Source organism: Bordetella ansorpii (assembly GCF_900078315.1).
GTDB classification, from domain to species: domain Bacteria; phylum Pseudomonadota; class Gammaproteobacteria; order Burkholderiales; family Burkholderiaceae_B; genus Bordetella; species Bordetella ansorpii.
This window is the reverse complement of sequence record NZ_FKBS01000015.1, coordinates 21444-33891: the sequence shown is the minus strand read 5'-3', so window position 1 is coordinate 33891 and position 12448 is coordinate 21444. Positions and strand designations below refer to the sequence as shown.

The following is a 12448-nucleotide window of genomic DNA, read 5'->3' as shown; positions in this document are numbered from 1 at the left end:
GCGCGAAGGAGATCCCCATGCATGCTTCCCTGCGCAAGCTGCGCGCCCTGTGGGCCGCGGCGCTGCTGACGGCCGCCCTGCCCGCCGCGGCGGCCTATCCGGACAAGCCGATCCGGCTGATCGTGCCGTACGCCGCGGGCGGCGGCACGGATACCGCGGCGCGCATGATCGCCCAGAAGCTGGCGCCGCTGCTGGGCCAGCCCGTGGTGGTCGAGAACAAGCCCGGCGCGGCCACGCAGATCGGCACGTCTTACGTCGCCAATGCCGCGGCCGATGGCTACACCTTGTTGATGGGTACGGCCAACCTGGCCACCAACAGCGTGCTGTACAGCACGCTGCCCTACGACGTGCGCCGCGACCTGACGCCCGTGGCCTGGGCGACGGACGTACCGGTCTATCTGCTGGTGCCGGCCAGCAGTCCGGTGCACGACCTGGCGGGGTTGAAGCAGGCGGCCCGGCAACAGCAGGGCCTGGCCTTCGCCACCGCCGGCACGGGCAGTATTCCGCATCTGGCGGGCGAGCAATTCGCGCGCGACACCGGCATCGCGCTGCGGCACATCCCCTACAAGGGCAGCAGCGAGGCGGCGACGGCGCTGGCCGGCGGACAGGTCGCGCTCAGCTTCGACAATCTGGCGCCGGTGTACGCGCAGGTGCAGGCCAGGCGCCTGCGGCCCATCGCCATCGCCGCGAAGGCGCGCAACCCGGATCTGCCGGACGTTCCCACCCTGACCGAACTGGGCGTGCCGTTGACCGCCTCGTCGTGGTGGGGCGTGATGGCGCCGGCCGGCACGCCCAAGGACGTGATCGCGCTGCTGAACCGGCACATCGGCACGGTGCTGGCCGATGCGCAGGTGCGGCGCTATTTCTCGCGGCTCGGCATGCAGGCCACCGGTGGCACGCCGCAGGACTTCGGCCGCCACATCGACGAAGAAACGCAGCGCTGGCGCACGGTCGTGCAACAAGCCGGCGTGAAGATCGAACCTTAGGCCATCGCCATGAATGTCTCTTGTCAACAAAACGATGCCTATGTGGACGACCTGTGCGCACGCGTGCGCCGCTTCGTCGACGAAGTCGCCATTCCCGCGGAGTCGCCGGCCATCGCCCGCGACGTCGCCGCGCTGGACCGCAGCGTGGCGCAGTTGCACGAGCGCGCCCGCCAGGCCGGCCTGTTCGCCCCGCAGTTGCCCGCCGAATGGGGCGGCATGGGCCTGGGCTGGAGGGCCCTGGCGCGCGTGCTGGAAGAAGCGGGCCGCGGCTTCCTGGGCCCGGCGGCGCTGCATTGCGCGGCGCCCGACCAGCCCAACATGCTGACCCTGCTGAAACTGGGTACGCCCGAGCAACAGCAGCGCTTCCTGGCGCCTTTGGCCCGTGGCAACCAACGCGCCTGCTTCGCGATGACGGAGCCGGCGCCCGGCGCGGGTTCCGATCCGTCCATGCTCCAAACCCATGCCGCGAAGCGCGGCGCGGGATGGGTGCTGAACGGCCACAAGCAGTTCATCAGCGGCGGCGTGGCGGCCGACTTCGCGCTGGTGCTGGCCAGGACCGAAAGCGGCGCCACGCTGTTCCTGGTGCCCCGGCACACGCCGGGCTACCGCGTCGTGCGCGACATCGGCATGGTCACCGGTTATCAGATCGGAGGCCATGCCGAGATCCTGCTGCAGGACTGCGAAGTGCCCGACGACGCGGTACTGGGTGAGGTGGGCCGCGGCCTGCACCATGCGCAGTTGCGCCTGGAGCCGGCACGGCTGTTGCATTGCATGCGCTACATCGGACGCGCGCGCCGCGCCCTGGAAACCGCGCAGGCCTACGTGCGGGAACGCACCTCGTTCGGGTCCCGGCTGGCGGACCTGCAGCAGATCCAGGCCATGGTGGCCGACTCGCACATCGAACTGCACGCCAGCCGTCTGATGACGCTGGAATGCGCCGACCGGCTGGACGCGGGCCTGCCCGTGAAGCAACACAGCGCCATGGCCAAGGTGTTCGTTTCGGAGACCGTGAACCGCGTAGCCGACCGCGCCGTGCAGATGATGGGCGCATCCGGTCTGTCCGAGGACACCCCTGTATCGATGATCTGGCAGGAGCTGCGTCCGTTCCGCATCTACGACGGCGCCAACGAACTGCATCGCGCCACGCTGGCACGTCGCTTCCTGTCCTGAATGCCGTATCTGGAGAACCCCATGGCGATATCGCGTTTCCAAGCCTACCGATTGCATGCCGGCGCCGACGGCGCGCCCCCCGTGGGCCGCTTCGACACGCTGTCCGAAGATCAGTTGTCGCCGGGCGACACGTTGATCAAGGTGGCGTACGCCGGGCTGAACTACAAGGACGCACTGGCCCAGGCCGGACAAGGCCGCATCGTGCGCGAGTACCCGCGCATCGGCGGCATCGATCTCAGCGGCACCATCGTGCATAGCGCCGATCCGTCGCTGGCGCCCGGGCAGGAAGTGGTGGTGCATGGCTTCGGCATCGGCGTGGACGCCGATGGCGGCTATGCCGAATACGCGCGCGTGCGACATGAATGGGTGTTGCCCCTGCCCGCCGGCATCAGCCTGCGCGACGCGGCGGTACTGGGCGCGGCCGGCTACACGGCGGCCCTGTCGCTGCACTGGATGGAACATTGCGGATTGCGGCCCGACCAGGGCGAGGTGCTGGTCACGGGCGCCACGGGCGGCGTGGCCGGTATCGCCATCGACATCCTCAGCCAGCGCGGCTACAGCGTATGCGCCATGACGGGCAAGGCCGACGCCGAGCCCTATCTGCGCGCCCTGGGCGCGGCCCAGGTCATCCCGCCGCCCGATCTGTCCGCCGGCGTGAAGCCGCTGGCCAGCGCGCGCTGGTCCGGCGTGATCGATTCCGTGGGCGGCGCCCTGCTGGCGCACGCCCTGGCCAGCCTGAAGCCCGACGGTGCGGCGGCATCGTTCGGCAACGCGGGCGGGTCGGACCTGCCCGGCTCCGTCATTCCTTTCATCCTGCGCGGCGTGAAGCTGCTGGGCATCAACGCCAACAGCCCCATGCCGCTGCGCCGCGAGGTGTGGCCGCGCCTGGCCGCCGATTACCGGCCCGCCCGCCTGGACCGCATCGCGCGCGTCATCGATCCGCCTGAACTGCCGCAAGCCCTGGCCGCGATGCTCGACCGCGCCAGCACCGGCCGCACCGTGGTGCGTTTCTCCTGAGCCCTGATTCCGCTGCAACCATGACCACACACCTGGACGCCTCGCTTTCCCGCCTGTTCGACCCGCACAGCATTGCCATCGTGGGCGCCTCGGCCACGCCCGGCAAGATCGGCGCGATGCCGGTCACGCTGCTGCGGCAGTATGGCTATGCGGGCCGCATCGTGCCCATCAATCCCCGCGCCGAAGCAATCCAGGGACTGCCTGCGTTCGCCGGCCTGTCGGCGGTGGACGATGCCATCGACCTGGCCATCCTCGCCGTGCCCGCCGCCCACGCCGCGCAGGCCCTGGCGCAAGCGCGGCCCGGCCAGATCGCCGGCGCGGTGATCTTCACCTCTGGATTCTCGGAAACCGGCGACGCGGGCCGCGCGCAGCAAGCCGCGCTGACGCAGGCCGCCCACGAACGCGGCATCCGCCTGCTGGGGCCGAACTGCCTGGGCTTCATGAACGTACGCAAGCAGGTGTACGCCACCTTTTCACCGGCCCCCGCCAACGGCGCCGTGGCGCCGGGCGGTATCGGCATGGTGTCGCAAAGCGGCGCATTCGGCGCCTATGCCTACAGCATGGCGCGCGAACGCGGCCTGGGACTGTCGCACTGGATCAGCACGGGCAACGAGGCCGACATCGACGTGGCCGACTGCATCGCCTGGCTGGCCAACGACGCCGATACACGCGTCATCATGGCGTACATGGAAGGTTGCCGCGATGGCGACAAGCTGCGCGCCGCGTTTGCCGGCGCCCGCGCCGCGGGCAAGCCCGTGGTGGTGACGAAGATCGGCCGCACCCAGGCCGGCGCACGGGCGGCCGCCTCGCACACGGCCGCGCTGGCGGGTGACGACGCCATCTACGACGCACTGTTCCGCCAGTACGGCGTGCTGCGCGCCCGCACCATCGAGGAGTTCTTCAATCTGGGCTATGCGCTGGACACCTGGAAGCAGCCCCCTCGCGGCAATCGCCTGGGCATCTTCACGATATCGGGCGGCGTGGGTGCGTTGATGGCCGACGACGCCGCAGACACCGGGCTGGTGCTGCCGGAACCCGCCGCCGACGCGCAGGCCCGCCTGCTTGCGCAGGTGCCGTTTGCCAGCGGCCGCAACCCCGTCGACGTGACGGGGCAGGCCGTCTCGGAACCCGGCGTGCTGTTGAGCACGGCGCAAGACATGCTGTCCGACGGCCGCTACGACGCGCTGGCGGTTTTCCTGGCGGCGGCGGGCTCGTCGGAGACACTGTGGCCGACCTTCGAGAATTTCGCGCGGCAATTGCAGGCCAGCCGGCCCGACGTGCCGTTGGCGATCTGCGCGCTGTTTCCCCCCGCGCGCCGCCGCGAATTGGAGCAACTGGGCTGCCTGGTGTTCGCGGATCCGAGCGCAGCGGTACGTACGATTGCCTCGCTTGCGGGGTTGGCCGATAAGCGGACGAATGAAGCGGACCATCCGGCATCGGATGCGTCCGCACGGCAGGGCCTGCCCCTGCTGCGGTCCTACAACGAAGTACAGGCCATGGCGCTGCTGCGCGAAGCAGGATTGCCAGCAACGCCCAGCGTGCTGGTCAGCGATGCCGATGGCGCCGTCGCGGCCGCAGCGGATATCGGCGCGCCAGTCGTGCTGAAGATCGTATCCGCCGACATCGTGCACAAGAGCGACGTGGGGGGCGTGGCGCTGAAGTTGTCCGGCGAGGCTGCCGTGCGCCAGGCCCACGCCGACATCCTGGCCTCGGTACGCCGGCATGCTCCGCAAGCCCGCCTCGATGGCGTGCTGGTGGCGCCGATGGCGCCGGCCGGCGTCGAGTGCATTGCCGGCATCCACGACGATTCCGTGTTCGGCCCCGTGGTGATGTTCGGCCTGGGCGGCGTCTTCGTCGAAGTGCTGAAGGACGTCAGCTTCCGCCTGGCGCCGTTCGGGCATGGCGAGGCGCTGTCGATGATCCGCGAAATCAAGGGCCATGCCGTGCTGCAGGGCGCGCGCGGCGCGCCGCCCTGCGATCTGGATGCCTTGGCCGACGCCCTGGTGCGACTGTCGCAACTGGCGGTGGTCCAGCGAGGCCGGTTGGCATCGCTGGAGATCAATCCGCTGCTGGCCTTGCCCCGCGGCGCCCTGGCGCTGGACGCGGTGGTGATTCCCGCGGCGCCAGGCGGCTGAGCAGGGACCGCCGAGTCTTCGCCAGGAATCGGCCCCCGGCGTGCGGCCCCTCGCGAAAGAATCGGCGGGACATCAGCCCACTTCGTTGTGCGCCAGTTCGTACAGCTCGAGTTCGAAGCGGTAGATCGGATCGGTCTCGTAGTGGGGAGGATAGTTGCCGGGATGGGGTTCGCCGCCCTCTCGCAACGCCTGCTTTTCCAGATCCGTCAGCACCGCGAAGCAGTCCTGCGCGCTGTCGAACTCGGCCGCGTAGGCCTGATCCCGGCGCTGCTCGATCTGCTCGAGCGTCTTCAGGGTGGACAGCGTCTGCGCCTTGCGTACCCGCTCGGGCGACGCGTCCAGGTCGAATGTACCGATGTCCCCGTGAAAGATCACGAAGGCATTCGAGCCCGCGTCGTGGATCTTGGTCCTGTCCTGGTGCCCCGTGTCGGAGAGCTGCGAGTTGCCGGATGCCTTGGCCTTGGCCCACGCGCCGAATCCCGTCGCGGGCCCTTCGGGTTCCTGGTGCAGCACGGTATAGGCCTTGCCGTTCTCGTCGAACGTCAGCAAGGCGGTTCGCGCCCGCGCCTCTTCCAGCGCCCGCCCTTGCAGGTTGTCCGTGATGACTTCGGTGGGCATGTTGCTGCCCACGCCGCCATCCGTGAACGAGCGCGTGCCGCTGCCGTCGCCCGGATCGAAATCCACGGATCGGAAGTACACCGGGATGCTCATGGAGATGCGCCCCGCGACGGCCACCGGCATATCCGGCGTGTTCTGCGCGTTGAAATAGGTCTCCTGCTTGTTGGTGTTGTCCCAACCGGTCAGCGTCAGTTCCTTGAACTGCGTGGGCGCCAGCAGGTGCATCAAGTGCAGGTCCTTGAACGTCACCATCTGGCCCGTGCGGTCGTCATCGAAGTCCTGCGTGCGCAACGAGTCCAGGCGTTCGATGGCGCTGTCGATCTCTTGTTCGCTACCCAGGCTGGCGAGCTTCTCTCGCATGGCGGCCGGGTCCCAGTGCTTGTTCAGGTACTGGGACACGCCGGTGGCCGACGTCTGGTCCAGCAGTTCGAGCGCGCGCCCCGCATGGAACCCCGTGCGCCAGCTTACGTTGACCATGGGATAGCGGGCCTCGAAGTCTTCCGGCTTGCCCTTCAGTTCGTTCATGTCGACCGAGGCGGAGAACGTCTGGAAGGCATGCGCATCCTGCCCGCAGGACAGGCAGACCGCGGTCAGCGCGCCGGCGGATGTCCCCACCAGGTGCTTCAGGCCGCTGAGCATGCCGGCGCCCTGCATCTCGACCAGGGCTTCCGGATTGCCGATGCCCTTGGCGCCGCCACCGCGAAACACCAGGTTCTCGATCTGCGGGGCTTGCCTGATCACGTTGAAGCCGACCACTTCCTGGCCTGGACCGAAACGCGGCACCACCTGGGGACGGATGTCCACCTGGCGATCCACCGTGAGCCTCGCGTGCGAGGCGTGGATCTGCAGCTCCTGCAGGGCTTCCTGGGCACGGGCGTTGGCCTTGGACACGGCCTCGCGCAGCACCTTGTCCGGCACCCGGCCATCGCCGCGTGCGATGGCTTCCTGCATCGCGGTGTCCAGCGAGTTTTCCAGGATGGAAGCGCACAGCTCCTGGGCCCGGACCTCGAAGCCCGCCTTGCTGTGCCCGGGCACGCCAGCCCCGAGCTGCGAGACCTGGGCCTGGAAGAAGCCCTTGAACGCTTCACGCGTGTTGACCAGGTCAGTGGCGCTGCGGGTGGGCGTGCTGAAGACGCCTGCCAGTCTGGCGAAACCCTTGGGGGTCTCGCTGCTGCGCTGGACTGCGTCGTTCCATTGCGTCGACAGATGGCCTACGTTGCCTAAGGGTGCGGTAACCATTACTCGTCTCCTGTAGGCGCGGCGGCTAGCGCGGCGGCCGGTGCAGCGGCCAGTTCATAGGTCAGGCGGCCGTTCTCGAAGCCGATGGCGCGTACCAGTTCGCGGACGCGTCGGCCCTGATCGAGCATCCAGGTCAGCCAGGCGCCGAACGTGCCGCCCTCGAGGCGGTCCATGGCCTGGCTGGCGTGCACGACGATGAAGTCGCGGCTGTCCAGGCCCACGCGGAAAGGCTGTCCGGCCTGCGCGGTGCGATTGAGCAGCAGCAGCGTATCGACCAGCGCGCGGCGCGGCGCGCCGACGTATGCCGAGACGTCATGGCACCAGACGTCGACGCACACCTCCGGCCGCCGGGGATGCCTGGATACGGTCACGCAAAGGTTGTCGTCGAATACCAGGTCGAAGCTGCGCGGGGACGTGGGCGTCACCTCGCCCAGGCTGGCGGCCAGGCGCTGGAAAGCGGGGTCGTCGAATTGCGGCATCTGTCTTTCCTTGGGAGGCGGTGCTCAGACTCGCAACCAGCGAGCGGCCATGTCGATCGGCGACAGGGAGACGTCGTCCGACGCGGGCGTGTCGGACTGCTGCGCGGGCGCCGCGCAGCGTTCCAGCATCTGATTCAGCAGGATCTCGACCGCGGCGGCGTCGACCGGCTCGGCCAGTTCCGCCAGGATGCAATCCCGGCCTTCGTCATCCAGTCCGCCGGCAAATGCCTGGGTGAAGCGGCTATCGGCGCCGAGTCGCAGCAGCGCCTCGCGCGCGGCCGCCTGCTGTTCTTCGCTGCGCCCCACGGCCAGCGTGGCCACGGATAGTCCGAGGGTGGACGGCACGGTGCGTCGCAATACCCGGACCATGCGGTTTGCGTCCACAGGCATGTGGACCTCCTGGCCGGGGGCCAGGGTGGCCGCGCCTTCGGCGATGGCCTGCGCAATCGCGGAAATCGAATTCATCGGGGCTCTCCATTCCAGCGGACGGGTTTCCGCTTTCCGGTGAGTAACCGAAACCCTGGGCGGGTTCCCGGGACCTGTCGGCCCGCGGGACGAGGCCAGGCCATGTCCGGTTGGCGGGAACATGCCCCCCGAAAAGAAGAATCCCCATCCCGCGCGTGGCGGGACAGGGATTCAGCAAATAAAAAAGCCAGAAGCTTGGCGCCTCTGGCTTTTTGACGTACGCGAGGAAGCAGCGGGGCGTGACCGCCCTGCTGTCACGCCTGCATCAGATGATGCGGGCGGCTTCCACCAGGCGCACCACCGACCACGCCTTGGAGCGCGACAGCGGGCGGCCTTCAGCGATTTCGACCGTATCGCCTTCGTTGTACTGGTTCGTCTCGTCGTGCGCCTTGTACTTGGCCGAACGCATGATGATTTTGCCGTAGATGGGGTGCTTGACGCGGCGTTCAACCAGAACGACGACAGTCTTGTCCATCTTGTTGCTGACGATCTTGCCGACCAGCGTACGCTGACGCTTGGCAACTTGGGTGTTTTGGGTTTCGCTCATTATCACTTCCCTGCCTTCTCGGTCAGCAGCGTACGGACGCGCGCGATGTCGCGGCGGACGTTACGCAGCTGGCGGTGGTTGGCAAGCTGCTGCGTGGCCTTCTGCATACGCAGGCCGAATTGGGCCTTCAGCAGGCTTTCGAGCTCTTTGCCGAGCTCGGCGGCATCCTTCGAACGGAGTTCGCTGGCTTTCATGTGGACTCCTTAAGAACCGATATGACGCGCAACGAACGTCGTGGAGATCGGCAGCTTGGCGGCAGCCAGGCGGAACGCCTCGCGCGCCAGCTCTTCGCTGACCCCTTCCATTTCGTACAGCACCTTACCGGGCTGGATCTCGGCGACCCAGTACTCCGGGTTACCCTTACCGTTACCCATCCGGACTTCAGCCGGCTTTTGCGAGATCGGCTTGTCGGGGAAGATACGGATCCAGATACGGCCGCCACGCTTGATGTGACGGTTGATGGCACGACGGGCGGCTTCGATCTGACGCGCGGTCAGACGGCCGCGGCCGGTTGCCTTCAGGCCGAATTCGCCGAAGGAAACCGCAGCGCCGCGGGTAGCCAGGCCCGTATTGCGGCCTTTTTGCTCTTTGCGATATTTTCTGCGAGAGGGTTGCAGCATGGTTATTCTCCTTCAGGCGCCGGAGCAGCGTCCGCCTTGCGGGGACCACCACGACCACGGCCACCGCCACCGGGACGGCCCGCACGGGCGCCATCGGGACGATCGCCACGGGGGGCACGGCGCGGACGGCGCTCTTCTTCACGCGGAGCGGCGGTTTCCGGGGGCAGCTCGCCATTGGCCAGCATGTCGCCCTTGTAGACCCAGACCTTGATGCCGATCACACCGTAGGTGGTGTGGGCTTCGGAGGTGCCGTAGTCGATGTTCGCCTTCAGCGTGTGCAGCGGCACACGGCCTTCGCGATACCACTCGGTACGCGCGATTTCGATACCGTTCAGACGGCCCGAGCTCATGATCTTGATGCCCTGGGCGCCCAGACGCATGGCGTTCTGCATGGCGCGCTTCATGGCGCGGCGGAACATGATGCGCTTTTCGAGCTGCTGCGAGATCGAGTCGGCGATCAGCTGAGCGTCGGTTTCCGGCTTGCGGATTTCCTCGATGTTGACGTGCACGGGCACGCCCATCAGACGCTGCAGATCGCTCTTGAGGCTTTCGATGTCTTCGCCGCGCTTGCCGATCACCACGCCCGGACGAGCCGAGTAGACGGTGATGCGGGCGTTCTTGGCGGGACGCTCGATGACCACGCGACCGACGGAAGCGCTCTTGAGCTTCTTCTTCAGGTATTCGCGAACGCGGATGTCTTCGGCCAGCATGCCGCCGAAGGCCTTGTCGTCAGCGTACCAACGCGACGACCAGTTACGGGTGACCGCGAGACGGAACCCAGTGGGGTGAATTTTCTGACCCATCTTGACTCCTTAGGCTCCGACCTTGACCGTGATGTGGCAGGTCTGCTTCTCGATGCGGTTACCGCGGCCCTTGGCGCGAGCCGAGAAGCGCTTCATCGATTGAGCCTTGTCCACGAAAATCGTCGTGACCTTCAGCTCGTCGATGTCGGCACCGTCATTGTGCTCGGCGTTGGCGATGGCGGACTCGACAGCCTTCTTCAGGATGCCGGCGGCCTTCTTCGGGGAGAACGTGAGGATGTTCAGCGCCTGAGCGACCGACTTGCCGCGGATCAGATCCGCGACCAGACGCGTCTTCTGAGCGGAGATGTGAACCCCACGGATAATGGCAGTAGTTTCCATCGCTTACCTCTTCGCCTTCTTGTCGGCGGCGTGACCCTTGAACGTACGGGTCAGCGCGAATTCGCCGAGCTTGTGGCCGACCATGTTCTCGTTGACGTACACGGGAACGTGTTGCTTGCCGTTGTGCACGGCAATCGTCAGACCGATGAACTCGGGCAGGATCGTGGAACGGCGCGACCAGGTCTTGATCGGCTTCTTGTCTTTGACCGCGACGGCAGTGTCCACCTTCTTGATGAGGTGGGCATCGACGAACGGGCCCTTCTTGATCGAACGTGACATAGTGTTCGCCTCTTACTTGCGCTTGCGCCGTTGGACGATCATGTTGTTCGTCCGCTTGTTGCGACGGGTCTTGAAACCCTTCGCCGGGGTACCCCACGGGCTGACCGGCTCGCGAGCTTCACCGGTACGACCCTCACCACCACCGTGCGGGTGGTCGACCGGGTTCATGGCAACGCCGCGAACCGTCGGGCGCACACCGCGCCAACGCATCGCACCGGCCTTACCGATCTGGCGCAGGCTGTGTTCTTCATTACCGACTTCGCCGATGGTGGCGCGGCACTCGATGTGCACGCGGCGCACTTCGCCGGAGCGCAGGCGGACCTGGGCGTACGTGCCTTCGCGAGCCAGCAGCACCGCGGATGCACCCGCCGAACGCACCATCTGGGCGCCCTTGCCGGGGATCATCTCGACGCAGTGGATCGTGGTACCGACCGGGATGTTGCGGATCGGCAGGGTGTTGCCGGCGCGGATCGGAGCATCGATGCCCGACAGCACCGTTGCGCCCACTTCCAGGCCACGGGGAGCGATGATGTAGCGACGCTCGCCGTCCGCGTAGCACAGCAGTGCGATGTGCGCGGTACGGTTGGGGTCGTATTCAAGACGCTCGACCTTCGCCGGGATGCCGTCCTTGTTGCGACGGAAATCGACGAGACGGTAGTGCTGCTTGTGACCGCCGCCCTTGTGGCGGATCGTGATGTGACCGTTGTTGTTACGGCCCGAACCACGGATCTGCTTTTCGGTCAGCGCGGCGAACGGAGCACCCTTGTGCAGCGAAGCGTTGACCACCTTGACCATGCCACGACGGCCGGCCGAAGTCGGTTTTACTTTAACGAGGGCCATTTACTTCACCTCCGCAAAGTCGATTTCCTGGCCTTCGACGAGCGAGACATAAGCCTTGCGCTCGCCGCGGCGACGACCGGTGAAACGGCCGAAGCGCTTGACTTTGCCCTTACGGTTGAGGACCTGCACGGACTCGACCTGCACCTTGAACAGCAGTTCGACGGCAGCCTTGATTTCCGGCTTGGTAGCGTCAGCCACGACACGGAAAGCGACTTGCTGATACTTCTCGGCGACGAACGTGGCCTTTTCGGTCACGACGGGCGCCAGAATGACTTGCATCAAGCGTTCGGCGTTCATCCCAGCATCTCCTCGAGTTGAGCGATGGCCGGCTTGGTGATCAGCACTTTCTTGTAGTGGATCAGCGACAACGGATCGGCATAACGGGGCTCGATCACGGCAACGTGCGGCAGGTTGCGCGTGGCGAGGTACATATTTTCATCGACGGAGTCGGTGATGATCAGGACCGAATCCAGACCCAGCGACTTCAGCTTGTCAGCGGCGAGCTTGGTCTTGGGCGATTCGAGCGAGAACGTCTCGACGACGGCGATGCGGTCTTCACGAGCCAACTGCGACAGGATCGAGCGGATCCCGGCGCGGTACATCTTCTTGTTGACCTTCTGGCTGAAGTTTTCTTCAGGCGAATTCGGGAAGGTGCGACCACCCCCACGCCACAGCGGCGACGAGGTCATACCGGCGCGCGCGCGGCCGGTACCCTTCTGGCGCCAGGGCTTCTTGGTGGAGTGCTTGACTTCGGTACGATCCTTCTGGGCACGGTTACCGCTGCGTGCGTTGGCCTGGTAGGCCACGACGATCTGGTGAACCAGCGCTTCGTTGTAATCGCGACCGAAGACGGTGTCGGGCGCGCTGAACGTCGCGGCCTGACCTTGGTCATTCAGGAGCTTGAGATCCAT

General features: G+C 66.6%; 16 protein-coding genes. 4 read left to right on the top strand and 12 right to left on the bottom strand.

The genetic code is table 11. The features are described from left to right. Window positions 1–17: 17 nt before the first annotated feature. From A7W11_RS14750 to A7W11_RS14735, 4 genes are read left to right on the top strand one after another with little or no spacing between them, the layout of a single operon-like run. Window positions 18–986 carry a Bug family tripartite tricarboxylate transporter substrate binding protein gene (locus A7W11_RS14750; RefSeq protein ID WP_066414197.1) on the top strand — a complete coding sequence of 323 codons (969 nt, stop codon included), beginning with the start codon at window positions 18–20 and terminating at the stop codon, window positions 984–986. Window positions 987–995: 9 nt separating this feature from the next. After that, on the top strand, window positions 996–2156 hold the full coding sequence (locus tag A7W11_RS14745) for an acyl-CoA dehydrogenase family protein (RefSeq protein ID WP_066414191.1): 1161 nt from the start codon (window positions 996–998) through the stop codon (window positions 2154–2156). 21 nt (window positions 2157–2177) lie between these two features. Then, on the top strand, window positions 2178–3173 hold the full coding sequence (locus A7W11_RS14740; protein ID WP_066414186.1) for an acrylyl-CoA reductase family protein: 996 nt from the start codon (window positions 2178–2180) through the stop codon (window positions 3171–3173). A gap of 20 nt (window positions 3174–3193) precedes the next feature. Further along, window positions 3194–5308 carry an acetate--CoA ligase family protein gene (locus A7W11_RS14735; protein ID WP_066414183.1) on the top strand — a complete coding sequence of 705 codons (2115 nt, stop codon included), beginning with the start codon at window positions 3194–3196 and terminating at the stop codon, window positions 5306–5308. Between the two features lie 72 nt (window positions 5309–5380). Here the strand turns inward: A7W11_RS14735 and A7W11_RS14730 are convergent, their stop codons facing one another. The 12 genes from A7W11_RS14730 to rplD form a co-directional block, all read right to left on the bottom strand. Then, the gene (locus A7W11_RS14730; RefSeq protein WP_066414181.1) at window positions 5381–7165 is read right to left on the bottom strand and encodes a patatin-like phospholipase family protein; all 1785 of its coding nucleotides are present in this window, start codon (window positions 7163–7165) and stop codon (window positions 5381–5383) included. Continuing rightward, complete coding sequence (locus A7W11_RS14725) at window positions 7165–7644, bottom strand: type III secretion system chaperone (RefSeq protein ID WP_066414179.1); 480 nt, start codon at window positions 7642–7644, stop codon at window positions 7165–7167. The genes A7W11_RS14730 and A7W11_RS14725 overlap by 1 nt, the downstream gene beginning before the upstream one ends. A gap of 24 nt (window positions 7645–7668) precedes the next feature. Beyond that, on the bottom strand, window positions 7669–8109 hold the full coding sequence (locus A7W11_RS14720) for a hypothetical protein (RefSeq protein WP_066414173.1): 441 nt from the start codon (window positions 8107–8109) through the stop codon (window positions 7669–7671). A gap of 265 nt (window positions 8110–8374) precedes the next feature. After that, window positions 8375–8656 carry a 30S ribosomal protein S17 gene (gene rpsQ / locus A7W11_RS14715; protein WP_066124719.1) on the bottom strand — a complete coding sequence of 94 codons (282 nt, stop codon included), beginning with the start codon at window positions 8654–8656 and terminating at the stop codon, window positions 8375–8377. A 2-nt stretch (window positions 8657–8658) separates the two neighbouring features. Then, entirely contained in the window at window positions 8659–8850 is a 192-nt protein-coding gene (rpmC, locus tag A7W11_RS14710) for a 50S ribosomal protein L29 (RefSeq protein WP_066124717.1), read from the bottom strand. 9 nt (window positions 8851–8859) lie between these two features. Beyond that, a complete protein-coding gene (gene rplP, locus A7W11_RS14705) occupies window positions 8860–9276 on the bottom strand; it encodes a 50S ribosomal protein L16 (RefSeq protein ID WP_066414167.1) in 417 nt (138 codons plus the stop codon). Between the two features lie 2 nt (window positions 9277–9278). Then, window positions 9279–10079: a 30S ribosomal protein S3 gene (gene rpsC / locus A7W11_RS14700; RefSeq protein WP_066124714.1), complete on the bottom strand. Its 801-nt coding sequence runs from the start codon at window positions 10077–10079 to the stop codon at window positions 9279–9281. A gap of 9 nt (window positions 10080–10088) precedes the next feature. Further along, window positions 10089–10418 (bottom strand): 50S ribosomal protein L22, encoded by a 330-nt coding sequence (rplV, locus tag A7W11_RS14695; RefSeq protein ID WP_066124713.1) that lies wholly within the window; start codon window positions 10416–10418, stop codon window positions 10089–10091. A gap of 3 nt (window positions 10419–10421) precedes the next feature. Next, a complete protein-coding gene (gene rpsS, locus A7W11_RS14690; RefSeq protein ID WP_066124710.1) occupies window positions 10422–10697 on the bottom strand; it encodes a 30S ribosomal protein S19 in 276 nt (91 codons plus the stop codon). A gap of 12 nt (window positions 10698–10709) precedes the next feature. Continuing rightward, on the bottom strand, window positions 10710–11537 hold the full coding sequence (gene rplB / locus A7W11_RS14685) for a 50S ribosomal protein L2 (protein ID WP_066414164.1): 828 nt from the start codon (window positions 11535–11537) through the stop codon (window positions 10710–10712). Beyond that, complete coding sequence (gene rplW, locus A7W11_RS14680) at window positions 11538–11834, bottom strand: 50S ribosomal protein L23 (protein ID WP_066124704.1); 297 nt, start codon at window positions 11832–11834, stop codon at window positions 11538–11540. It lies immediately after the preceding gene. Beyond that, complete coding sequence (gene rplD, locus A7W11_RS14675; RefSeq protein ID WP_066414159.1) at window positions 11831–12448, bottom strand: 50S ribosomal protein L4; 618 nt, start codon at window positions 12446–12448, stop codon at window positions 11831–11833. The genes rplW and rplD overlap by 4 nt, the downstream gene beginning before the upstream one ends.